Genomic DNA, 24258 nt, shown 5'->3' on the forward strand with positions numbered 1-24258 from the left:
TTGCTTTTTTATACGTTGCTATACTTTTTCATTTTTTATATACTCACCCATAATATTGAAGTTTACGGTGTGTTTGAGGACTTTGCGAATGGCGGCATCGTAGTCGCTTTGTTTTTTCCATTCCACGTCTACATAAAAGTCGTATTCGTTTCTTTTGCCGACCACCGGCATAGATTGTATCTTGCTCAAGTTGACGTTTTGTTCTGCAAAACATTGTAGAACATTGGCTAGTGAACCCACTGCGTTCCCTGTCTGGAAAGATAGTGAAGCTTTGTTTGCATTTTTCTGCTCAACGACTTCATTAGCGAGGATCAAAAATCTTGTTGCATTTTTCTTGTTTGTTTCTATCCGTTTTTCTAAAATCTCCAAACCATATAATTTGGCGGCCATGGTACTGGCAATTGCTGCCGTGTTTTTCAACTGATTATCGGCAATGTTTTTAGCGCAGGCCGCTGTATCCATGCCTTCCTTAATCGTCCAATCCGCGAAGTCGCTTAAAAACTCATCACATTGACGGATGGCGATCGGGTGCGACTCCACAAATTTTATATCTGTTAGTTTTACGCCAGGCAACACCAGCAAGTTCTGTTGAATGTTGAGGTGCACCTCGCCGATAATATGAAAGCGATAGTCTCGAAGCAGGTTATAATTAGGTAAAATGCTTCCAGCTATTGAGTTCTCAATGGCCATCACGACGTAATCTGCTTTACCTTGCTTTAGCATCTCGCATGTCTTTTTAAAAGACTCGCATTCGATGGTTTCTATTTCTTCACCGAAGTATTTATATGCCGCTTCTTCATGGAAAGAGGCTTTGACACCTTGTATCGCTATTTTTGTCTTCATCTAATTTTGTAGCATAAAAAAAGTCCCGGAGAGCAATCCGGGACTTTTTTGTTTATTTCACAACAACATACAAATCCCGGCTCTTATCTATTAAAATAAAAGTATCCAAAATAAAAGTATGCAGTGCGTGTGTTCATGTCTCAAATATTACATTCCAAATGTAGATGTTAATTTTTAATATCCAAAATATTTTTAAAAATATATTTATTCTGCTATCGTTTTGATAGTTTTTTTTGGTCTTTTTTAATCATTTTTTTACTGATTTTTATCTATGAAATTTACCGTAAAATATCAGACTGTATTATTTTTAAATTACTGTCTATGAGCTTATTGTATTATAAATGTGGTTTTAATACGTTATTTTAATCCATTTTTACCGTGAAATTATGCGTGTTTTTTTGGATATTTAGTGACTAAAATTAAGCTAATTTATTCTTCAATAGGGATGTCTTTTGTATTATTTTATTGATGATAAATGCTGGTTTTTGGACACTATTTTATTGCTTTTGCTTAGGTAAAAGCTAGACGGGTCGTCTATAGGCAATACAGATTTTCCTACATTCTCAACTAGCTTCTCTTTATGTTAACATATCAGTCTGGACATTTCGAAGTTCTGCAAAAAAACAAGGTCGTGAAATGTCCTAAACTTTTTGTAGAATTGGAGCCAAAAGTATCTGGAAATCTATACAGCGCTTTAAAGAAATGATATGTGGTACGTACTTATTAGTGTTATTTGTAGTGTGACGGTTTCTGTCATCATTAAATTAGCGAAACAGCGAGGTATAAAACACCTTCATCTTATTGTTTGGAACTATCCGGTAGCTGCGCTAATGACTTGGATTTTTCTCCAGCCGGAGGGTGCGGAAGCAATCAGTTCGGAATTGCCCTGGACGGTTTACGGTGCATTGGCTATTTTGCTTCCAAGCATTTTCTTATGTATTGCATACGCCATCCAGTATAGTGGCATCGTGAAGACGGAAATTGCGCAGCGGCTATCCTTATTTATTCCCCTGCTCGCTGCATACTTTGTTTTTATGGAAGCATTAGGTACATACAAGCTATTAGGCATTGCTGTTGGCTTAGTCGCTATTCTTCTGACTATCGGTGGACGAAAAGTGGACTCGCAGAGACCGTCATCACATACATGGGGTTACGCAGCAGCCGTTTTTTTAGGAATGGGGATTATCGATATCTTGTTTAAGCAAATTGCGCTCTTTAAAGATGTTTCTTACGCATTTTCTATGCTTATCGTTTTTGTTCTCGCTATGGTAGTAGCCTTTCTATTTCTAAGTTACGATCTATTGTTGAAAAAAGAACGGTTAAAAATCAGCTCGCTTTTCTGGGGGATTCTTCTGGGAATGTTTAATTTTGGTAACATTCTGTTCTATATGAAAGCGCATCGCGCGCTTTCCGAGAGTCCATCCGTCGTTTTTACCGGCATGAATATCGGCGTCATCTTGCTTGGAGCGGTCGTGGGCACGTTGCTCTTCGGCGAACGATTAAGTGTAATAAGCAAGGTGGGTTTGGTTCTTGCCGTTATTTCGGTTTTAATAATAGCATATTTGTGAGTTTATTTGAAGATACTTATTTTACAATTGATACAACAAGCGAAGGCTTGTTTCGGGATAAGGGAAGTAAATTTTTAGCGTATGCTTATACGTTTAAAGATGAATCCCTTTTAAAGGATATACTTTTACAGCTTAAGGAGCTGCATCCGAAGGCGAGGCATTATTGCTGGGCATATCGACTTACACCCGACCGATCGGTATTTCGTTTCAATGATGATGGCGAGCCGTCTGGCACGGCAGGTCGACCTATTTTAAATGTTCTTTTATCAAAAGATATTACCAATACACTTATTGTCGTGGTTCGTTATTTCGGTGGAACGCTGCTAGGCGTTCCGGGCTTGATTCACGCATACAAGACTGCCGCTGTGGAAGCATTGACGAATGCGCAAATTGTGGAACGCACCGTCAATGATGTCTATCGCATAGATTTTGACTACCTGCAAATGAATGATGTGATGCGTTTGGTAAAGGATGAAAATTTGGCTATCTTGAATCAGAATTTTGATAACCGTTGCAGCCTAGAGGTTGAGGTTCGCAAAATGCAGGTTAACCAATTTGTAAATAAACTAGACAACATAGACGCTGTGCAATACGTCTATTTAAAAACATTGTGATGATTGCAGACTCAGAATTGATTCTTAACGCGGATGGTAGCATTTATCATCTTAATCTTTTGCCCGAAGATCTCGCGCACACGATCATTTTCGTGGGCGATCCCGATAGGGTAGCGGAGGTTTCGCAATATTTCGATCGTATTGATATCAAAAAAGGTAAACGTGAATTTATCACACATACCGGTTGGCTTCGGGAGAAAAGGGTCTCCGTCATCTCAACAGGTATTGGAACCGATAATATCGATATCGTGTTTAATGAGGTGGATGCGTTGGTCAATATAGACTTCACTACGCGTACCTTAAAGGACAAATTGATTAGCCTAGATATCGTTCGAGTTGGTACATCCGGTTCGATACAAGGCGATATAAAAATGGGAACTATTTTGGCCAGTGAATATGGTATCGGTTTTGATACGCTGATGCAATATTATGTCAAGAATTATTCGCCTGAGGAAGTCATTATCCAAGAAGCTATACAAAAACACTTTGATACCTTGACCTTTTCTCCTTACGTCGGTAAGGCAAGTGCTAAGCTGTTGCGTAAAATAGCTGCCGACCTGCCGAAAGGTATGACGATGACTGCTCCTGGATTCTACGGCCCGCAGGGCCGTTCTGTGCGCTCTGTAAACATGTATCCAGACCTCATCCAAAAGGCCAGTATGTTTTCTGTAGGAGCGCATCACATTACTAACTTAGAGATGGAAACCGCTGGGATCTATGCGTTGGCAAATATGTTTGGACACCAGGCTCTTTCGATCAATGCCATCCTTGCGAGCAGACTTCATGACGCTTTTGCCGAAAATCCAAAAGAAATCGTAGACCACGCTATACGCTATGTCCTTGATCGGTTATAAAACTGCTGGGACTTGTGTTTAGCCATTTAAGCCTTTTCTAGCAGAATCAAACCGCAATAAGATAAAAAGGAGGATAGTAAAACTCCACAACGAAGAACCGCCATAACTGATAAATGGAAGTGGAATACCGATGACCGGCACGATTCCGATTGTCATTCCTATATTGATAAAGAAGTGGAAGAATAGGATCGATGCTACACCATAGGCATATATTCTAGCAAATGCTGTGCGTTGTCTTTCTGCGAGATTTACAATCCGAATTAAGAGCGTTATATATATTAAAATCAAAAAGACACAACCTACAAACCCCCATTCTTCGCCCACCGTGCAAAAGATAAAATCCGTACTTTGCTCAGGCACAAAATTGTATTTGGTTTGTGTGCCCTGTAGGTATCCTTTCCCAAATAATTGTCCCGAGCCTATCGCGATCTTAGATTGGTTGAGGTTGTAGCCTTGGCCACGCGGGTCATTCATTTTGCCTAAAATAATATCTATCCTATTACGCTGATGCGGTTGCAATACCTGTTCGTATGCAAAATCTACACATAGAACAAACACGGATGAGGCAAGGAATAAAGCACCGATATTGATAAGGTGCTTCCTTTTTTTGCGCAGAACAAATGCGAAAATGGCAGCGAGTAATAAAAGTATTCCGATGATCACCCATTGGTTGATCAATAGGGCCATAACAAATAGTAAGATGGCCAGCCCACCCAAGATCAATAATGTATTTCCGACGTAACCCTCTCGGTAAAAAACGAAGACTAGTGAGAAAAACGCAAGTGCCGATCCTGTATCGGGCTGCAGCATAACGAGCATGACAGGGAAGAACACTATGAGCGATGCAATGCCAAGCGTCCGAAGGTTAGGGTGTTTATTGGTTTGGGTACTTAAGTATGAGGCTAGGAGTAAACAGGTCGCTAGTTTTCCAAACTCAGAGGGTTGTAAACGAAAGCTTCCAAGCGGTATCCACGCTTGGTTTCCCCCTACATTCCTACCTACAATTAGTACGGCCACGAGCAATAAGATAACGACGATGTAAATAATGGGTGATGCCGATATAAAAAATTTGGCATCAATAATCAGGATGCTGAAGCCGATCAATAAGCCGGTAAAAATGTAGATAGATTGTTTTCCGTAGTTCGTTGCCAGATTGAATAAACCCGGTTGTTCTGGGTCGTATACCGCCGCGTGGATGTTAAACCAGCCGATAATGCAGAGCATAAACCATAGAAGAATTGTCAGCCAATCAATCCGTCCAAAGAAACTTTTCTCTCCTATCTTATTCATAACGATTTCCTATCTGACTGTGGTGTACGAAAAACTCTTTTTTTGCTGGCGCAGTACGGTTGGTTTGTTGCGTAGCCCGGCCGGTATTTTTTTTATTGCTGCTGCTATCTTTTTCTACCTCGGTTTTCTTTTGCGATTTTGGGATAAAATTAGCGTTGTAAATACGATCTTGAATATACTTCGGTAGAGAAATCGTATCGTTTATATATTTCTCTACCAGCATATTCGCAATAGGACCCGCCCAAGTACCTCCATATCCGGCATTTTCTACGAAGACTGCGATGGCAATTTTTGGATTCTCACGAGGAGCGAAGGCAAAAAATACAGCATGGTTTTCCCCGTGTGGATTTTGCGCTGTTCCTGTTTTTCCACACATTTCTATAGAAGGTATCCGTACACTGTATGCCGTGCCGCCTGGCATATTTACAGCTCTGCTCATTCCCTCGATAACGGGCGCATAATATTTTTCGTCTACACCCGCGCTTATTTTTTCGGTAAATTCCTTTTTTATGATTTTCTTTTCGCCGATGCCTTTTACCAAGTGCGGTCGATAATAGAATCCTTTGTTCGCTACGATGGCCATAATGTTGGCCATTTGTAGTGGGGTAATCCCCAATTCTCCCTGCCCGATGGACAATGAAATATTATAGCCTGATCGCCACTTTCCGCTACCATAACGTTTGGTGTAAAAATCTGACGTAGGAACTAAACCTGGCCGTTCTCCCGGCAGGTCAATACCTAACTTTTGGCCTAAGCCAAATTTCAGTAAGCCCTCACGCCACAAGTCATAAGCTTGCGGCCCAGACATCCCTCTCGAGTCAATCATGCGTGCGTAGGTGTAGCCGTAATAGGTGTTGCATGAACGCTGTATGGATTTTATAAGATCCGTTGGGCCATCAACGTGTGTACAGCGCATAAATGCGCGACCGCCCCCATAACGGTATCCACCGGGGCAATTAAAAATCGTTTGTTGGTTAATGATGCCTGCCTGCTGAGCGGTTAATGCGGCGACCACTTTAAATACGGATCCAGGCGGATAAGAAGCTTGGATCGGACGAATGAATAACGGTTTCGTCTCGTCATTCAGTAATTTCATGTAGTTGTTTCCGCGCTGACGGCCTACCATCATATTTGGGTCGTAGGACGGTGCGCTGACTAAGGTTAAAATCTCACCCGTAGCAGGTTCTATAGCGACCACCGACCCCATCTTTCCTTTCATCAGTTTTTCCGCCATGTATTGCAAATCCCGATCAATAGTGGAAATCAGCCCTTCTCCGGAGACTGCCAACGTATCATACCGGCCTTCCATGAATACGCCTTTAGGGCGATTTAAGGCATCTACCATTTGGTTTTTTACACCACGCTGCCCACGCAGAAGATCCTCGTAGGAGCGTTCAATACCACTACCGCCGATATAATCTCCCGAGCGGTAGAAGCCTTTGGAGCGTTCGATGTCTTTCTCGTTCACCTCTTGGATAAAACCCAAAAGTTGTGGTGCGATGCTATCTGGGTAACTTCGTACGGTTCGATTTTGGACATAAAAGCCCCTGAATTTATAAAGATGTTCCTGCAGTTGCGCATAGGTAGCGGAAGACAGCTGTTTTTCAAAAATCGAAGCGCGGTAAGGAGAATGGTCGCGTGCCTTATCCATCCGCGTTTTGTACCCTGCTAAATCAATGTCAATAAGCTGGCAGAGCAGTGCTGTATCTATTTCTTTCGCTTCACGCGGTGTGACCATAAGATCGTAAACGGGCTCATTTTGTACAAGGACTTTGCCGTTACGATCAAAAACAACACCACGCGCGGGATAAACCACGACTTTTCGCAGTACGTTGTTATTGGCCGATAATAAATATGATTCGTCAATGATCTGAATATAAAACAAACGGATTACAATGATCAGGGCCACTGCAATAAATATTCCTTGAATGACAAATTTACGTGCGAAAAAACTATTCATGAACGTAAAGTCCTTTTGGTTTAAATACTATTGATACGTGATTTTCTTTTGTAGACCAACAAGCTCATTAAAAAGATCACACAGACTGTAAAGATACTACTTAAAATGATGCTCGCTAGGGTGTACAGGAAATTTGTAAAAGAAAATGTTTCGACAATAAATAGGGTGAAGTGATGCACCAAGGTGCCGAAAAATACATATGGAAGAAACCATTTTGTTCCCATTTCCCCCAAGGAGGGCGTGTTAAATGAGTCTTTAATTTCTACTTCCAATGTTATTTTGTGGAAGAAAGTGCGAAACAGGGATAAGGATACGCAGGCGGCCGCATGAACGCCAACCGAATCGTAAAAAGCATCCACGGTAAGTCCTGTCAGAAATGCAATTGTAAATAAAATGATGTTTGGAAGTCCGATAGGTAACAGGAGGATGAAAAATATATATGGAAAAGTAGATGCAATATTGTAGTAACCCATATTTTTAAACAGGGCCACTTGCAGCAAGATTACTACGAAGAAACGGAGAATATTTAAAATGATTACTTTACCCATTGTCTTGATTCATGGCTTCTAAGGTTTCCTTTTCATCAACCTGCAGATCCTTCACGATATATACGTGATTAAGTTTGCTAAAATTTGTTGATAGCTTTATTTTCAGATCTAAAAAGCTCTCCCCGGACTTTATATCCGTTTCGGCAATATTTCCGACGTGAATACCGGCAGGAAATAGCGAATAACCTGAGGTGTATACCTTTTCGCCTTTTTTCACCTGCACGTGGTTTGGAATATCGCGAACCATTCCAAATCTTGGATCAATATTGTTTCCCCATACCAAGGATCCAAAAACTTCCGAGCTGTCGAGCGTTACGGAGATTTTTGTGTCGGGGTGTAGCAATGACTGAACCGAGCTAAAATGAGCCGAAGTTTGTAAGACAATCCCCACTACACCGTTGCTAGTAATGACGCCCATACCTTTTTCGACGCCGTCTGCGGATCCTTTGTCTAACGTAAGGTAATTACTTTTTTGATGTACGCTATTGTTCGCAACATTAGCTACAATAAACGCGTAGCGTCCTTGCTCTATGGAATCTACAATATGTACGGAGTCTGCAGAGGTGTCTGCTTGAAGCAGGTTCTGGATCTGCTGCCTCAGCATAACATTTTCTGCCGCCAGATCTTCATTGGATTCATGCAAAGACAAGTAACTCTTCCAAGAATTTACTTGCTTATAAAATGAGCCCACGAGCACATTTGAAGAATTAAAAAAGGAAGCGCGTTGATAATTATTGTGTTGAACAACAAGTATGATGGATATCGTAAAAAAGAGAATAAACCAGAAGATAGCATTATATCTAACAAGAAATAGCCAAAGGTTTTTCATGAATACCCGTTAAATTAGACTGTCAACAAATACGCGATACAGAAGAGGGTGTTTGTTTTCCATATCGCGCGTATATTCATTATAAAATTAATGTGCACTATTGCATCAAAAATTTAAATCTTCCTATGTTTTTCAAGGCTATGCCTGTTCCTCTTACCACCGCTCGAAGTGGATCTTCAGCCACATGCACCGGCAACTTCGTTTTAGCCTGAACACGTCTGTCGAGTCCACGAAGAAGTGCGCCCCCACCAGTTAAATAGATTCCTGTTTGGTAAATATCGGCTGATAGTTCTGGAGGTGTGATTTCCAGCGCTTTCAGGATAGCTTCTTCGATTTTTGAAATTGATTTGTCTAAACAGTGGGCGATTTCGGTGTAAGACACGGTGATTTGTTTCGGTATCCCTGTCATCAAATCACGACCCTGAACGGCAAAGTCTGCTGGTGGATCCTGTAGCTCAGGAAGCGCAGCACCTACCTCAATTTTAATCTTTTCCGCGGTACGTTCACCAATCATGATGTTATGTTGGCGGCGTATGTATTGTACGATGTCGGAGTCAAAGTTATCCCCCGCTACGCGAATAGATTGGTCGCAAACGATTCCAGACAGCGCGATAACAGCAATTTCTGTCGTACCGCCACCGATATCGATGATCATGTTTCCAACGGGCTCTTCAACATCAATCCCGATACCGACTGCTGCTGCCATTGGCTCGTGAATCAAATAAACTTCTTTCGCTCCTGCAATTTCGGCAGAATCCCGAACGGCACGTTTTTCTACCTCGGTAATGCCCGAAGGAATGCAGACTACCATACGAAGTGAGGGGAAAAACCAAGATTTTCCATTATTAACTAATTTCACCATTCCGCGAATCAAATGTTCAGCGGCAGTAAAGTCAGCGATTACCCCATCACGAAGAGGTCTTACAGTCTTTATATTATCATGCGTCTTTCCTTCCATCTGCATCGCTTGGCGTCCGATCGCAATAACTTTATTCGTTGTACGATCAAAAGCAACAATGGAAGGTTCGTCGACGACTACTTTATCATTATGTATGATGAGGGTGTTGGCAGTTCCCAAATCGATAGCAACTTCTTGCGTAAACCAGTTAAATAACCCCATTGAATATGTCTTGTCTTATTTTCAAATTTAAATGCAAACCTAAATAAAAAAAATGGTTTTACCCATCTGTTAGCTAGGAAAAAGTAGTGCACCCGATAAATGTTTTGTTGATTAAAAATCTATTAAAATTCTACAACGTGCATTTGCTGTAATTATTGCATTAAGACGCCAATATAATAGTTAAAGGTATCAATATGAAGGGCTTTGAGGTCTTCTGTTTTTATGGGTAATGTCTCGAATTTTGATGTCACTTCGTACCTTTTTAAGGTTTCACCCGCTATCCCTAAATGGATAGGCATTTTAAAATCCGGCGTTTCCGAAATCCATCGACACTGCAGCTGCCCATCGTTAGTTTTACGAACTTCCAGGACCGGGATACTCTTCCGTTGAACGTACTGTTCGAACACGCTGCTCAAGTCTAAACCCGATTCCTTGTTTACATACTGCACGATGTCACCATAGTCAACCGTCTTATGATAGAAATTCTCATTCAGTCCACGTAAAATGCGTCGCCAAACCTCATCATTATCAATTATCCTACGAATCATATTCATCAGAACACCGCCTTTCGGGTACATGTCGCCAGAGCCTTCTTTGTTAACGTGGTAGGGTCCTTGCATTGGCTTGTCATTCAGAATACCTTGACGATTACCGTGCACATAGGCCAAGCTGGCATCCTTTCCATAGTGGTAGTCTATAAATAATGCTTCCGAATAGTTCGTGAAGCTTTCATGGATCCACATGTCAGCGAGATCATTTGCGGTGATGTTATTACCAAACCATTCGTGACCGGATTCATGTACCACAATGAAATCCCACTTTAAACCCCAGCCTGTTCCTGATGCATCTCTACCAAGGTAGCCATTTTGAAATTTATTGCCATAGGCTACGGCGCTTTGATGTTCCATCCCTAAGTGAGCCGTCTCTATTAGCTTGTAACCATCTTCGTAGAAAGGGTAGGGGCCAAACCAGTGCTCCAACGCATCGAGCGTTTGTTTTGCATTCTTTTGCAGATGTGATATTTTCCCTTTATTTTCTTTTAGTACATAATAGTCCAAAGAAAGTGGGCCTTTCTCTCCTTGATATGTCTCGTTCACGTGTGTGTAGTCGCCGATATTAAGGGCTATGTTATAGTTGTTAATTGGGTTGCGTACCTTCCAATCGTATCGTGTGTAGCCATTTTCCAATTTTTCAACGTTCTGTAGGCGCCCATTAGAAACATTCATCAGTCCATTCGGTACAGATACAGATACCAGCATACTATCCACCTCATCGGATTGATGGTCTTTATTTGGCCACCATACGCTTGCCCCCAGTCCTTGGCAGGCGGTAGCTACCCAAGGTCTTCCATTGCTGTCCGTTTTCCAATCAAAACCGCCATCCCATGGAGCGCGTGTTGCCGCTACAGGATGACCGGAGTAATAAACAGTGAATGAATCTGTTTTTCCCTTTTCAATAGTTGATGGAAAGTCAACGAACACTGCATTATAGGATCTTTCAAATGCTAGTGTTTTGCCATGAAACTTAACACTATCGACGGAGAGATTCTCAAATAAATCGAATTGCAACCTATTAAAACTTTCCACTGCTCGAAATTGGAAAAGGTTGCTGCCCGAAATATAGCGGTTTTGTATATCAACTTTAACGTCTAAGTGATAATATTGGACATCATAGCAGGTGCGAAGCGGGGTAAGCATGCCCCGCAGCGAATCTGCTTTGTTAAAAAGTTCTTTCGCCTTCATCAGCTGCCCGTGAGCGGGCAAACAAAGCACAGAAAGGGTAGCAATGGCGTATAGTTGAATGATGTTTTTCATTGACGAATCTTTTCTCGGATGTTTCAAAGGTAAATATATAAAACGATGGACGAACTGTTGTTGTCAACGAGCATAATTTGGAAGATATCATAATAAGCCGAAGTTGGTATTCATAAAATGGTCGGAGAATATCTACATTATTAATTATTTAAAGGGGGGGAATAACCGTTTGTGAAGCTTAATGTGAGGAAAGTAGTTATTTCTTGACATATGTTAAGTCGGAAAGTTTAATTTTCCTTTAGTTTTGGTTAACATAATTGAATTGATTTATGAGTGCATCCGATAATACTAAGCTTAAAGAGAAAAAAAACGGCTCTTTTGGGGGAAAGAAGAATACTGCAGTAAGGCAAAATAAGGAAGAACTATGGAAAGCTAGTTATTTCTTCCTCAATTTGCCATTCCGTCTCATGATATAAATTCGGTTGGATTATATTTCGACGATAAAAAAATCTTTTTCCTGTTGGTGTTTTCGCAAAACAGGCAGAGCAACGTTGTATACGGCTAGATTATCCTTTAAGGATCCTTTCAACTGCCCAGCGTGGGCATGGCCGTGAAACACCGCGGATACCTGCCGCCTTACCAGCGGTTCTGCTAATAATGAAGAGCCTAGAAAGGGAAAGATTTCTACTGGTTCGCCCTGCACCGTTTCTGCTGTGGGTGAGTAGTGTAAAATTGCCACCTTCGGTATTTCTGGATACTCTTGCTCCAGTCTGGCCAGTGCTCTATCGAGCAGCATCGACTCGTTTACAGATTCCTGAACAAATGCTTTCATTGCGTCTTCACCAAACATGGATAGCATATAGCGGTCGAAACCGCCACCGAATCCCTTTACGCCGGCGAATCCGGTATCTTTTATCACTACGGACTCTCCATCCAATAATTGGAAATTGCTCGTTGTCAATGTTTGTCTGATCAATTTTTGACGGCCTTTTTCATGATCATGATTTCCTAGCACACCGACGGCAGGAATGTGTAGCGAAAGCAGTTCCTCCGCTAATATCGCCGCTTCTTCTTCGTCTCCCGTATCTGTAAGATCTCCACAAATCAACAATACATCGGCTAGTTCTGAAATTTCTTCGAAGCAAGCTTTCCAAGCCCCCTTATCGTTGTTTTTAACATGGAGATCGCCTACTGCGGCAATTTTGATAGGTTCTCTTGTTGACATAATTAAACTGTTTTTATTGTATATGATTTATAGTTCCACTCCCGTACATCCACTTGATACTGTGTTTGATCGATAAGTGGGCCACGACAAACCTTTTCGACGGGTGGTGGGAGGTCGTATTGCTCTTTGGCTCGTTGTAAAAGATCCATAAATAATTTTTGTGGGATGATTTCTGCATATTCTGATGGGTATACAAATTGGAACGATAGCAGCTGGCTTAACAACAGGTGCCAATGTGCATCAATCCTAAAAAGTAGATGATCCCAGTCCAACTGCTTTCCATGCTTCAGGAGGGTATGGTTGATATCTGCGTTGTCATTGCGCTCTCTGTTTTGGACATAGAGTTTACACCATATTAATTCTTCTGCAGGAATGAACCGAACGGGAATATCAAGGAAATGTCCATCCGAAGCACGCGCATACCACGAGTCGTCGACAGTGCAGATATGGTTTACACTATCGAAGATGATGTCGATATAGAAATCGTCCTTAAACACCTTTGCTAACCAACGCACGTCGGTGTTTTCCACCCTATAGCCCTGCTCAGCAAAAAATTTCAATATTTGCACATACTCGGTGCTTTTACAAAATATATCAAGATCTTTTGTTTCCCGGAAAATACCGGTATAATGGAACATAGCAAAAGCACCGCCCAGCATATAGGGAAGTTGGCTTTCATGAAGTTTTTGCAACGCTTCCTTGAAAAAAGCTTCAGTTGCTTTGTGGTCTATTTCTGATTCTGCCATAACGATATTAAGCTTTAGTCAATCACGGCACCAACGTATCGGGCCATTTGCACATAAAATAACAGTGGAAGGATGCATTCGTTCACCCTGCTCAAGCTTTTTAAGTATTAATATGCATTTCGAAAAATGGTTATACTCATGCTAATTAAGATATTACATCGAAAAATATGATAATCACCCGTACTATAAGTGCTATCACCACGGTTAGAACTACTCGTATGGTTTGTATTTATACGTGTTTTTTCCGCGCCGCCCAACTTGTTCTACGTTTGAGCGTCCTTAACAGGTAGGGAGGTCTGACCTCCACATTACTCACGATAAGCACAAGTGTTATGAAAAAAATGTTTTTGATAGGTTTTGCTGCATTACCTTTATTTTTATTCTCTTGCGGAGGCAACAATGAGAAAAAGGCTTCTGAGACGGAAGAAAGCACGCCAGGTCCGGTGAGTGAGATGGATAAATCACGCTACAACCTAAATTCTACGGATGAACCGTTATATGGCACGACAGATACACTCAAGCAGGACTCTTTGGAAAAAGCAGATTCCTTGAAGAAGGCCTCGGAATAATCAATGCAAGATATTGCAATGAAAACAATCTCACATCGTCGATGTTTAGCTAGAGAGGGAATACTATGTATATGTTAAGTAAACGAGACGATTCGTCGACATCTCCGGTAAACCGAAATTTTTACGACGATGTAATGTGCGGCCTGCGTCAAACCGAAAAGTCTTTGCCGTCAAAATATTTCTACGATGCGCAGGGTGATGTGCTGTTCCAACAAATCATGCATTGTCCGGAATACTATCTGACACGCTGCGAGGAAGAAATTTTAAGAGAACAAAGGGAAGACCTAGCACCATGCGTTTCGCTAGGAGATGACGTAACATTAGTGGAACTGGGTGCCGGCGATGGCAGCAAAACATTCCATTTGCTTCAATGTCTAGTTTCGAATTATAAGCATGTCACCTACCATCCCATCGATATTTCATCCCATATTCTAAAGCATTTGGAAGCAGATCTCGGAAATAAATTGCCTGAGCTTTCAATTGATAGTTATCATGGTGATTATTTCGAAGGGCTTGCTGCGTTACAGCAACAAGGACATACGCCAAAGGTTGTACTTTTTTTAGGAGCTAACATCGGTAACATGCCGAAAGCCGAGGCCATGCAGTTTTGCATTCGTATGCGAAGTTTTTTGAATAAAGGTGACAAAGTGCTGATCGGTTTCGATTTGGTCAAGAACCCGCGTATTATCCAAGCCGCCTATGATGATGAAGCGGGCTTGACGCGAAGATTCAATATCAATCTTCTTACACGTATGAATCGGGAGCTTGACGCTGATTTTAATGAAGAGCTTTTTGAACACTACTGCCATTATGACCCAACATCGGGAACTTGTTCTAGTTATTTGGTAAGCTTATTAGAACATACCGTCCTATTTCCGGAAGATGAGATTCATTTCGATAAAGGGGAATTGATCCATATGGAGGTATCACAGAAGTATCTACCATCTGAGATCGATCATATGGCTTCCGAGACAGGTTTCGCTCCAGTCAAAACCTTCACCGATAAAAGGGGTTGGTTTGTAGACGTATTATGGGAAGCTAAATAAATTGAGTATTAAAATGTTGTTATGAATGACCTTGTAAAGCTATTTGAAACCATTAGAAATAGGACGGAAGAAATCTGTGCTCCACTGTTGACTGAAGATTATGTCGTTCAGCCAATCGATTTTGTGAGTCCGCCCAAATGGCATTTGGGGCATACGGCATGGTTTTTTGAAACTTTCCTTCTATTGGGTAAGGATAATTATGCTGCTTTTGATCCGCAGTATAATTTCGTTTTTAATAGCTATTACGAGTCTGTAGGTGCCCGAGTGGTGCGCACTGATCGCGGTAACCTAAGTAGGCCAACCGTGGCAGATGTGTATGAATACCGGCACCATGTGGATAAAGAGATTATCGCGCGAATGGACGAGATCGAATCAGACGAGCGGTTGCGTGAAATTTTGATTTTAGGATTAAACCATGAACAGCAGCATCAAGAACTTCTTTTTACTGATATCAAATATATTTTAGGGCATAATCCGCTTTTTCCACCTTATGATTTAGGGTATCGGGATCCGTTGCCTTTTTCCCCCGTCCATAACGCATTTATAAAATTTAAAGAAGGCCTCTACACTATCGGACATGATGGCGAAGGCTTTGCCTACGATAACGAAAAAGTGCGTCATCAAGTGTGGTTGGAGGAATTTGAAATTTCGACGCAGTTAGTGAGCAATGCTGATTTTCTGGCGTTTGTTGCAGCGGGAGGCTATCAGAATTTTGCTTTTTGGCATTCCGATGGTTGGCAATGGGTGAATGATAACAAATTCCAGGCGCCGTTATATTGGTACCAAATAGATGGCGAGTGGATGCAGTACACGCTTAATGGCCTTCGTAAATTGAATCTTGAAGACCCGGTTAATCATATTAGCTTCTACGAAGCATCTGCCTATGCCGCTTGGAAGAAGATGCGCTTGCCTACGGAGCAGGAATGGGAAGTTGCTGCTCCATCGTTAGACTGGGGGCGACGTTGGGAGTGGACGAATAGCGCCTATCTGCCTTACCCGAACTTTAAAAAAGAAGAAGGGGCCATTGGCGAGTACAATGGAAAGTTTATGGTCAACCAAATGGTACTTCGCGGAGCGTCTGATGTCACTTCTAAAGAGCACAGCCGTGCTACGTATAGAAACTTTTTCCATGCATCGACACGCTGGCAATATGCAGGCATCCGGTTAGTTAAGGATAGTTAATTTAAGGAGCTAAACGCTTTCCTAAAATCTTCAATCCATATTCTTGCCCATCCATTTCGGCAATCCGCGGAAAATCTCCCCAATCGGTAAATCCCGTCTTATAAAACAATTGTAAGCTAGGTTCATTATGTGCAAAAATAAACGCTAATAAGGTCTTGATGCCCAGTTGGGGAGCACGGCCTATCGAATCGTTTAAAATTTGTTTACCGTAACCAAGGCCTCGCATTTCTGGCGAGAGATAGATGCTTATTTCTACAGTTCCATTGTAGGCAGGACGCCCATAAAAAGATTGAAAGCTGACCCATCCGACTGTCTCCTTGTTTTCATTTTCCACGATCCATAGCGGACGCTGCTCAGGGTTGTGTGCCGCAAACCAAGATTCGCGACTTTCCAGACTCACTTCTTCCGTGTCTGCCGTTACTAAACGGGAAGCTATTGTTGTATTATAAATTGCTACAATCTGTTTCAAATCCGAATGCGATGCATCCCGATAAACTAATGCTTTCATGTCCATTGTTTTGTCGCTGCAAATATATTTAAAGACTGCGGACATTATAAACCAGATATTGATTTTTATTACCACCTACCAAGATACATTTGCGTGTCGTAGCAAAAGTAACTCGGGAAGTTACTTAAGTGACTTTCGTTGAAAACGACGTTATTAATGATATTTAACTTTTTTATTTTAAAATATATCTTAAAATGATTTAAATTTGTTTTGAATACTGTTTATTTAGTGTTTGTACGCTTGAAAATTATGTCTAAATATTGATACTACGTTTATATTGTTGAGAGGGTATTTTCTGAATATTATACCGATATTATATTGCGTTGCATGCGTTATTTAACGTTTATCTCTAATAGCCATTTAATAAATTCTACTATGAAAAATATTAAGTTTAAGTTGGCCCTGATCATTTTCGGGTTTACATTTCAGGCTGTAAAAGGCCAAGCAGTCAAGGTTCATTACGTCGATCTGCGCGATAATGCCGCTGTGGAACGTGTTCCGCTAAAAGCCTTTCATTCCGATTCTGTAGGAAAAGCTCAAGAAAGAATTGTCGTCCATCCCGACATACGTTTCCAAACGATCAATGGTGTCGGGGGCGCATTCAATGAAATTGGCGGGGAAGCCCTAATGACTTTATCAGCTGATAAGCGTGAAATATTGATGGAGGGATTGTTTTCTGAAAAAGCTGGTGCCGGTTTTTCATTTTGTAGAACAGCGATAGGCGCCAGTGATTTTGGTATAGATGCCTATTCCTATAGCGAAACAGCAGAAGACTATCACATGGAAAAATTTTCTATAGACCGGGAAAAGCGTTCTGTTATACCTTATTTGCAACTGGCCTTCAAACAGAATCCAAACTTGAAGATGTTCGCTTCTCCCTGGAGCCCGCCGGGATGGATGAAGTATAGCGGTCTTATGGACAAAGGCATAGATGCCGGGAAAAAAAATAGATTGATAGATGATAAAAAGATATATGATGCCTACGCGCTTTATTTTTTAAAATACGTGAAAGCGTATGCGCAGGAAGGTGTCAGCATCGATCGCATCTTGATTCAAAATGAGCAGGATCTAAACACAAACTATCCATCATGTAATATGCCTGTGGAACAAATGGTGACCCTTGTCCAGCAGCACATCCATCCGCTTTTTCAAAAAAATAAGTTGAAAACCGAATTGTGGGCTGGTACGTTCCGCGCCGCCGATGGTGCAATTGATGGTGTACAATTTATGTCGGAGCCGGCACATTTTAAAGGTTTTGATGGTGTCGGAATACAGTATACGAACGGGAGGTTTATTTCGGATATGAAAGCGCTAAACCCGCAGATGGACATCATGCATACCGAAAGTGACTGCTATAATGGCGACAACAGCATGGAGCAGGCACGCAAGCGGTTTGATGAAATTGCTTCTTACATAAATGCAGGTAGTGAAAACTTTACCTATTGGAATATGATATTGAACGAAACCGGGAAAAGCGGTTGGAATTGGAAGCAAAACTCCCTCGTTACGATCGACAGGGGTAATCAGCAAATTACTTATAATCCGGATTATGCGGTGATGTTTCTTATGAGCACCTACATACGCCCGGGGTATGTGCGGGTCGCTCATTTCGCGTATTCAAATGTTATGACGTTATACAATGGTAAAAACGCAACACTTTTTATACAGAACAACAGTAATAAAATTCAAAGTAAGGAATGCGTGGTCGGCGAAAAGACGTACAAGTTCAGTATTCCACCCTTATCTCTTTGCGCTGTCGAGTTGCTATAGGTAGGTTTGCTAAAAAGGTTATGCCGTTCCAAAAACAATATCTGTTAAAAAAAGCAAATATTTGCCTTTTGGGTTTAGGATCGTTCACTTTAAGGATGTTGTCGTTCATACAGCATCTTGTACATATCAAATCCCGGAGCCCAATAGTCTTTTTGAATATCAACGACTTTAAATCCATGTTTTTCGTAAAAGCGGTAAGCGAGCTGCGAGGTGCGCACAGTTATTTCCTGAACCTGGGGCATCTTAATAATTAGGTCGATTCGGTAATTAAGTAGCATTTTCCCCAATCCTCGACCATGCTTATCAGGATGGACAAAGTCCCAGCTTAATTTGCCAATGCCGTGTTCCTTTTCAAAGTTGATGCCAGCAGCGGCAACGAGTTTGCCCTGCTCTTCGGCAACAAAGTAGCGTTCGACTTCGTTGTCCAAATATTCGCTGAGATCTGCAATTTCCTCCTCGGCAAAGTACGTCGGAACTAACAGCCTCAAAAGTTCGAGTAAGGTCGCTTTGTCTGTTGATTGATAGGGTCTGATAATGATGTTTTTTTCCATTTAGTTTGCTGATTGAATGCGTGAAAATTGTATGCCATCGAGATAGCAATTCCTATTTCATAGAACAAGATATAAATTGCGCCCTATTTCTTCGTAATTTTTGACCGGTGTAACTTAATTGTTTTTAATACGTTGAACGCTACCTTCCTTTTTTTCTATTGAATGGGGAATGAAAATTGCTTAGTTTGGCAAGCATTTAATAAGTAAAATCAACGAAATTAGATAATAATGGAATATAGGAAATTAGGTAATAGCGATTTAGAGCTATCGACAATCACGTTTGGAGCCTGGGCAGCTGGTGGCTGGATGTGGGGCAGTACCGATAGAAATGATGCGGTGGAGGCTATTCGCGCATCTTTCGATGTGGGTGTGACATCCATTGATACCGCGCCCATCTATGGACAGGGCACGAGCGAAGAAATAGTAGGTGAAGCTATAAAAGGGATCGCACGCGATAAAGTTCAACTTTTAACAAAGTTTGGGATGCGCTGGGACTTGGAGAGCCCGCAGGGTGACTTTGCCATGCATACTAAAGACAATAGTGGAAAGGAGATTGATGTTTACCGATATGCTGCGAAGGATAGCGTGATAAAAGAGGTGGAAGATAGCTTGAAACGGTTAGGAACCGATTACATCGATCTTTTGCAGATCCATTGGCCAGATAGCACAACACCCATCAGCGAAACAATGGAGGCTATGGAACTTTTGCTGCAACAAGGAAAGATTCGGGCAGCGGGTGTATGCAATTACAACGTTGACCAAGTCAAAGAAGCGAAACAAACATTGAATATCGCGAGTAACCAAGTGCCTTACAGTATGCTCAATAGAGGGATTGAATCGGAATTGGTTCCTTACGCTTTGGAGCAAAATTTGGGTATCGTTGCCTACAGCCCAATGGAACGTGGATTACTGACGGGTAAATACCGAGGCGAGACATCTCTCAACGATGGTGACCACCGGCAGCAATACTTCAAAAAATTCGAAGGAAAAGATGTACTGGGCCTTCTTGATGAGATACATCCGCTGGCAACCGATAAAGGAGCGAGCCTAGCACAAGTTGTGTTACGCTGGACGACCTTACAACCTGGGATAACTGTGGTTTTGGCTGGCGCCCGGAATAAAGAACAGGCCGTGTCCAATGCCAAGGCTATGCAGATTGATCTAAGTGCTTCCGAACGCGATATCATTGCTGAGGCTTTAGCTAAGTTATAGCACGTTGAATCATTGATGGTCTGCATGAAGATTACTTCAGTTGCAGCATAAAGCAAATTTTTATTAAATAAGCTAGCGTGATAAACAAGCAATAAGTCGTTTGTTGGCACACTAGCTTTATTTTTTGATAGCGCAACACTAATAGGGTATCGGGTTTGTATACGCCGCAGGCCTATATCGTATCATCGGTTTTGCCAATCATTTCCTTTATTCGATAGCGACCTTTTCTTCGCACATTATCTTGCTAAATCAATCTGTGTCCTTGCATCCTCACTACGCTCAAATTAATACTAGTTTGTAATGTGCTAGACAAGTTAATCGGCTTAATTCAAATAAGGTATCAACGAGTTGGGTAATCCTATTTTACAGTTCAGACGAAAAAAAAGACAGTTAGGAAAGAAAATGATGTAAAAGCAGCAGGCATCGTTTACCTTTGTATACGTTTTATACATACGCAATATTGTGATGGCATATGGGATTGAATAGTATGAGGGATAGTTTTTTAAGCAATAGCCGAAAGCGCATTTTGCTGGTGTTTTTTGCGTTGGTTTTGCTTTATCTCGTTTCCTACATTATTGATCCCTTTTCATCCTACTGGGATGGATATTTCACCCGATCGTCCACTATTGCCGATTTGTTATTTTCATTCACCCTGTGCTTCGCCTACTCCGAATCCAGTATTTTTATAAGTTCCCGATTAAATAAGCGTGTTCCTTGGACGGTCAGTCCGGCGAGGCGTTTTCTTTTTGAATCCTTACTTATATTTTTCAGCGTTTTGCTGATTAATTTTACTGCAGATTCTATCAGTATTCTATTTATTGACGCCAGTTGCGGTGGTATTTGGCGGGATGTATCGATTGAAGAAACGCGTGGAATACTGCAGTGGACGGTTGTAAGCGTCATGATCGCGTTCATGATCATGGCTGTCAATACCGGAAATTACTTGATCCAAAACTGGAAAAATGCCGCGGTGCATGCCGCCGAATTGAATCAGTTGGCTACCGAAGCAGAACTTCATTCGCTAAAATTGCAAATCGATCCACATTTTGTATTTAATAACCTCAGTGTGCTTTCTGAGCTTATTTTGGAAGACCAGCAGCTGGGCTATGAATACGCAGAAAACTTCTCAAAAATCTACCGGTATATGTTGGTCAACTCCAAGCGCGATATGATCTCGCTGGAAGATGAGCTTCGTTTTTTAAATTCTTATATCTTTTTGATTGAGAACAGATTTGGGGAAGGCGTGCAGTTTGAAATTAACGTGGAGCCGCAATCTCTACCACTCTACACGCCACCATTGACACTGCAATTGTTGGTCGAAAATGCGTTGAAGCACAATAAAACCAGCAAGAAAGATCCGCTTTTGGTGCGCATTTATACTGTAAATCAAGATACGTTGGTGGTGGAGAATACTCGTTTACCTATCGATAAAAGATTGGACTCATCGGGTATTGGTATCGAGAATATCAAACGCAGGTACAAACTGTTATCTGTACGTGAACTACAGGTATTGCAAGAAGATAATCTGTTTAAAGTCATTATCCCTTTGATCCAACGATGATAGCAAAAGTTGTAATTATTGAAGATGAGAAGCCTAATGCAGATCGCTTGAAGCGCTTGTTGCGGGCGCTTTATCCCGATGCGGAAATCGTAGCCGTATTGGACTGTATTGCTGAAAGTGTGAAATGGTTTTCTTACAACCCGCACCCGGATGTCGTGTTGATGGATGTTCGGCTTTCTGATGGTTTAAGTTTTGAAATATTTGATAAAGTGAATGTCACCGCTCCGGTGATCTTTACAACGGCGTATGATGAGTATGCGCTACGTGCTTTCAAGCATAACGGCATTGACTATCTACTTAAGCCGATAGAATCTGACGAACTCAAGATCGCATTGACAAAAGTGGAACAGAACCAGTTTTCCGTGATGCAAAATGTATCGCTGGGTAGTGTTTTGGATTTGTTCAAGCCGAAAGAATATCGGAAGCGATTCTTACTGCCCTATCGGGATGGCTACAAAACAGTGATGTTGGAAGATGTTGCTTTTTTCTATTCTGAATTGAAAATTACACATGCTAAGTTACGCGATGGTCAGGAAGAAACCATTCCCCAAACTATGGAAGAGCTTGAACAGCAGCTCGATCCAAAGCTTTTTTTTCGAGCAAATCGTCAGTTTCTTGTGCACATTGATGCCATAGCACGCGTGCACAATTATTTTAATGGCAAGCTAAAGCTCGAAATCAAGAAAAATCCTGCTGTTGAAGTGGTGGTAAGCCGCGACAAAGCGATGTTGCTCAAAAATTGGTTAGACTTTTAATTTTTTCTAATGAAATATATTTATTTGGCTCTGGCCATTCTTTTGGAAGTAACAGGTTCGAGCTTCTTGCAAGCATCAAAAGGCTTCTCCAGGCCTATACCAACTGTCGTGATGGTTATTGCCTACGTGGCTTGCTTCTTCTTTTTATCGCAGGCACTAAAAACCATCCCATTGGGCGTCGCGTATGCAATATGGGCTGGCTTAGGCATTGTGTTGACAGCTGCCGTCTCTGTTTTGATTTTTAAACAGAGTTTGGATCTTCCCGCCATTATAGGTATGGCGCTGATCATTGTGGGTGTGGTGGTTATCAACGCTTTTTCAAAAACAGCAGCGCATTAATAAATCGTTGCGCTGACTCAGTAGGCGATGTCACACTCCTGTCTACGCATGCGTTTTCTTAGCCAACTCGCGCCCCCTTTAGATTGCTTTCGCTACACTAATAACTAAATTTTCCTCGTGGTATAGGAAGCTTCTGCTTCTTTGCCGTTCCTCGCGGCGGTAACACTATTCGATTCGGCTCCCAAAAACAACGGTTCGGTTAGATTATTCAACTTTTCATTCCTTGCTTTTCGTTGTTTTGTGCCGAAAAATATAATTCGGTAAACATGACAAAGCGATTTTCACAAATAGGGAAAGGGACAGTAGCCTACATGCTGTGTGCCCTATTGTTATCTTCCTGCGCAGGCAATCAACAAGAAAGTTATGAGGCGGCGCCAGTAGAGGTTGATTTTATAAATATCCAACCTGCTGATGCGGCTGTGGAACAACGCTATCCAGGGACGATAGAAGGTACCGTCAATGTTGATGTCAAAGCACAAGTATCGGGCTATCTAGCTAACATATACGTGAAAGAGGGGGATTACGTTCAGCAAGGGCAAACCCTTTTCAAGATTAAGGATGATGTTTACAATGAGCAGGTAGAAAATAGCGAGGCTCTTTTGCAGGCAGCACAGGCCGCTGAAGAAAGTGCGCGTATCGAGCTGCAAAAAATCAAACCGTTGGTCATGGGAAAGGTGGTTACCGAGCTTCAATTGCAGACTGCTGAGGCCAATTATGCCGCAGCCAAGGCTCAGGTAGCGCGAGCAAAAGCTTCCCTCGGCTCGTCCCGCATCAACGCAGGCTTTACGCTGATCAAGGCACCCGTCAGCGGGTACATCGGGCGTATTCCGAATCGTGTGGGAAATCTCATCACACCGACAGATATGACGCCTCTCACATCGCTATCTGAGATTAATCAGGTACTCGTTTACTTCTCGCTGAGCGAGGCAGATTATATCGCTTTCATGCAAGATCAAAAACAAGATGCAGGTATGAATACGGTGGAGCTTATCATGGCTAACGGCACGGTTTACGACGAGAAAGGGCGCATTGAGTCTGCCAGCGGAAATGTGGATCGAACAACCGGAAGTATACCTCTTAAAGCCGTATTCGCTAATCCAGATAAGATTTTACGTTCGGGAGGATCAGGGAAGATCGTCATCAGGAAGAATATGAAGCAAGTCTTAACGATTCCGATGGCCAGCGTGAAAGATATACAGAATAAGTATTTCGTTTTCGCCTTAGCCGATAGCAATAAAGTCGCCATGAGACCTATCGAAATTGCTGGGCATACCGGTAATAGGTATATCGTTAAATCTGGATTGCAAACCGGTGAAAAGGTTGCTTTGAATAGGATAGATGTTTTGGCCGAAGGTATGAGCGTGAAGCCTACAGGCGAAGAAAAGAAGGTAGCGCAACAGTAGTCGTTCTGGCG

The 24258-nt window shown here is 41.8% G+C and carries 23 protein-coding genes; 12 read left to right on the forward strand and 11 right to left on the reverse strand.

The window, feature by feature from the left end; translation table 11 throughout:
- Positions 1 to 18: 18 nt before the first annotated feature.
- Entirely contained in the window at positions 19 to 843 is an 825-nt protein-coding gene (locus DI53_RS13865; RefSeq protein ID WP_037500784.1) for a prephenate dehydratase, read from the reverse strand.
- A 707-nt stretch (positions 844 to 1550) separates the two neighbouring features.
- On the opposite strand from DI53_RS13865, the gene DI53_RS13870 reads away from it, so the two are divergent.
- Genes DI53_RS13870 through DI53_RS13880 form a run of 3 tightly spaced genes read left to right on the forward strand, consistent with a single transcriptional unit; the run spans position 1551 to position 3879 of the window.
- Positions 1551 to 2411 (forward strand): DMT family transporter, encoded by an 861-nt coding sequence (locus tag DI53_RS13870; protein WP_037500785.1) that lies wholly within the window; start codon positions 1551 to 1553, stop codon positions 2409 to 2411.
- A complete protein-coding gene (locus tag DI53_RS13875) occupies positions 2408 to 3025 on the forward strand; it encodes an IMPACT family protein (protein WP_037500786.1) in 618 nt (205 codons plus the stop codon). Before DI53_RS13870 ends, DI53_RS13875 begins: the two co-directional genes overlap by 4 nt.
- Positions 3025 to 3879: a nucleoside phosphorylase gene (locus DI53_RS13880; protein ID WP_037500789.1), complete on the forward strand. Its 855-nt coding sequence runs from the start codon at positions 3025 to 3027 to the stop codon at positions 3877 to 3879. The genes DI53_RS13875 and DI53_RS13880 overlap by 1 nt, the downstream gene beginning before the upstream one ends.
- An 18-nt stretch (positions 3880 to 3897) precedes the next feature.
- Here the strand turns inward: DI53_RS13880 and rodA are convergent, their stop codons facing one another.
- The 8 genes from rodA to DI53_RS13920 form a co-directional block, all read right to left on the reverse strand.
- Positions 3898 to 5169 (reverse strand): rod shape-determining protein RodA, encoded by a 1272-nt coding sequence (gene rodA, locus DI53_RS13885; protein WP_037500792.1) that lies wholly within the window; start codon positions 5167 to 5169, stop codon positions 3898 to 3900.
- Positions 5162 to 7129, reverse strand: a complete 1968-nt coding sequence (mrdA, locus tag DI53_RS13890; protein ID WP_037500793.1) for a penicillin-binding protein 2 — start codon at positions 7127 to 7129, stop codon at positions 5162 to 5164. The genes rodA and mrdA overlap by 8 nt, the downstream gene beginning before the upstream one ends.
- Positions 7130 to 7149: 20 nt before the next feature.
- Complete coding sequence (locus DI53_RS13895; protein WP_037500796.1) at positions 7150 to 7677, reverse strand: hypothetical protein; 528 nt, start codon at positions 7675 to 7677, stop codon at positions 7150 to 7152.
- Positions 7670 to 8506, reverse strand: a complete 837-nt coding sequence (gene mreC, locus DI53_RS13900) for a rod shape-determining protein MreC (protein WP_037500799.1) — start codon at positions 8504 to 8506, stop codon at positions 7670 to 7672. The genes DI53_RS13895 and mreC overlap by 8 nt, the downstream gene beginning before the upstream one ends.
- Positions 8507 to 8603: 97 nt before the next feature.
- On the reverse strand, positions 8604 to 9626 hold the full coding sequence (locus tag DI53_RS13905; protein WP_037500802.1) for a rod shape-determining protein: 1023 nt from the start codon (positions 9624 to 9626) through the stop codon (positions 8604 to 8606).
- Between the two features lie 152 nt (positions 9627 to 9778).
- The gene (locus DI53_RS13910) at positions 9779 to 11440 is read right to left on the reverse strand and encodes a M1 family metallopeptidase (RefSeq protein WP_037500804.1); all 1662 of its coding nucleotides are present in this window, start codon (positions 11438 to 11440) and stop codon (positions 9779 to 9781) included.
- 427 nt (positions 11441 to 11867) lie between these two features.
- Entirely contained in the window at positions 11868 to 12605 is a 738-nt protein-coding gene (locus tag DI53_RS13915; protein WP_037500807.1) for a metallophosphoesterase family protein, read from the reverse strand.
- Between the two features lie 2 nt (positions 12606 to 12607).
- Positions 12608 to 13351 carry a nucleotidyltransferase gene (locus DI53_RS13920; protein WP_037500810.1) on the reverse strand — a complete coding sequence of 248 codons (744 nt, stop codon included), beginning with the start codon at positions 13349 to 13351 and terminating at the stop codon, positions 12608 to 12610.
- Between the two features lie 332 nt (positions 13352 to 13683).
- Here DI53_RS13920 and DI53_RS13925 point away from each other — a divergent pair, with 332 nt between their 5' ends.
- The 3 genes from DI53_RS13925 to egtB all read left to right on the forward strand — a co-directional run bounded on the left by DI53_RS13925 (position 13684) and on the right by egtB (position 16148).
- The gene (locus DI53_RS13925; RefSeq protein ID WP_037500813.1) at positions 13684 to 13920 is read left to right on the forward strand and encodes a hypothetical protein; all 237 of its coding nucleotides are present in this window, start codon (positions 13684 to 13686) and stop codon (positions 13918 to 13920) included.
- Between the two features lie 71 nt (positions 13921 to 13991).
- Positions 13992 to 14966 (forward strand): L-histidine N(alpha)-methyltransferase, encoded by a 975-nt coding sequence (egtD, locus tag DI53_RS13930; protein WP_052072408.1) that lies wholly within the window; start codon positions 13992 to 13994, stop codon positions 14964 to 14966.
- A gap of 21 nt (positions 14967 to 14987) precedes the next feature.
- The gene (egtB, locus tag DI53_RS13935; protein WP_037500819.1) at positions 14988 to 16148 is read left to right on the forward strand and encodes an ergothioneine biosynthesis protein EgtB; all 1161 of its coding nucleotides are present in this window, start codon (positions 14988 to 14990) and stop codon (positions 16146 to 16148) included.
- A gap of 1 nt (position 16149) precedes the next feature.
- Here egtB and DI53_RS13940 read toward each other — a convergent pair whose 3' ends face one another.
- Complete coding sequence (locus tag DI53_RS13940; RefSeq protein WP_037500822.1) at positions 16150 to 16656, reverse strand: GNAT family N-acetyltransferase; 507 nt, start codon at positions 16654 to 16656, stop codon at positions 16150 to 16152.
- Between the two features lie 375 nt (positions 16657 to 17031).
- Here DI53_RS13940 and DI53_RS13945 point away from each other — a divergent pair, with 375 nt between their 5' ends.
- Positions 17032 to 18426 (forward strand): glycoside hydrolase family 30 protein, encoded by a 1395-nt coding sequence (locus DI53_RS13945; RefSeq protein WP_052072409.1) that lies wholly within the window; start codon positions 17032 to 17034, stop codon positions 18424 to 18426.
- A gap of 89 nt (positions 18427 to 18515) precedes the next feature.
- On the opposite strand, the gene DI53_RS13950 is transcribed toward DI53_RS13945, so the two are convergent.
- On the reverse strand, positions 18516 to 18977 hold the full coding sequence (locus DI53_RS13950; RefSeq protein ID WP_037500825.1) for a GNAT family N-acetyltransferase: 462 nt from the start codon (positions 18975 to 18977) through the stop codon (positions 18516 to 18518).
- Between the two features lie 228 nt (positions 18978 to 19205).
- Between DI53_RS13950 and DI53_RS13955 the strand changes: the two genes are divergently transcribed.
- The 5 genes from DI53_RS13955 to DI53_RS13975 all read left to right on the forward strand — a co-directional run bounded on the left by DI53_RS13955 (position 19206) and on the right by DI53_RS13975 (position 24247).
- Positions 19206 to 20189 (forward strand): aldo/keto reductase, encoded by a 984-nt coding sequence (locus DI53_RS13955; RefSeq protein ID WP_037500828.1) that lies wholly within the window; start codon positions 19206 to 19208, stop codon positions 20187 to 20189.
- A 472-nt stretch (positions 20190 to 20661) separates the two neighbouring features.
- Positions 20662 to 21750, forward strand: a complete 1089-nt coding sequence (locus tag DI53_RS13960) for a sensor histidine kinase (protein WP_052072410.1) — start codon at positions 20662 to 20664, stop codon at positions 21748 to 21750.
- Positions 21747 to 22505 (forward strand): LytR/AlgR family response regulator transcription factor, encoded by a 759-nt coding sequence (locus DI53_RS13965; protein WP_037500831.1) that lies wholly within the window; start codon positions 21747 to 21749, stop codon positions 22503 to 22505. The genes DI53_RS13960 and DI53_RS13965 overlap by 4 nt, the downstream gene beginning before the upstream one ends.
- Positions 22506 to 22514: 9 nt before the next feature.
- Positions 22515 to 22844, forward strand: coding sequence for a DMT family transporter (locus DI53_RS13970; RefSeq protein ID WP_037500834.1), 330 nt, complete (start codon positions 22515 to 22517; stop codon positions 22842 to 22844).
- Between the two features lie 266 nt (positions 22845 to 23110).
- On the forward strand, positions 23111 to 24247 hold the full coding sequence (locus DI53_RS13975; protein WP_037500838.1) for an efflux RND transporter periplasmic adaptor subunit: 1137 nt from the start codon (positions 23111 to 23113) through the stop codon (positions 24245 to 24247).
- The last annotated feature ends 11 nt before the right edge of the window (positions 24248 to 24258 follow it).

Origin of the sequence: Sphingobacterium deserti (assembly GCF_000757725.1) — a bacterium.
In the GTDB taxonomy this organism is placed as follows: domain Bacteria; phylum Bacteroidota; class Bacteroidia; order Sphingobacteriales; family Sphingobacteriaceae; genus Sphingobacterium; species Sphingobacterium deserti.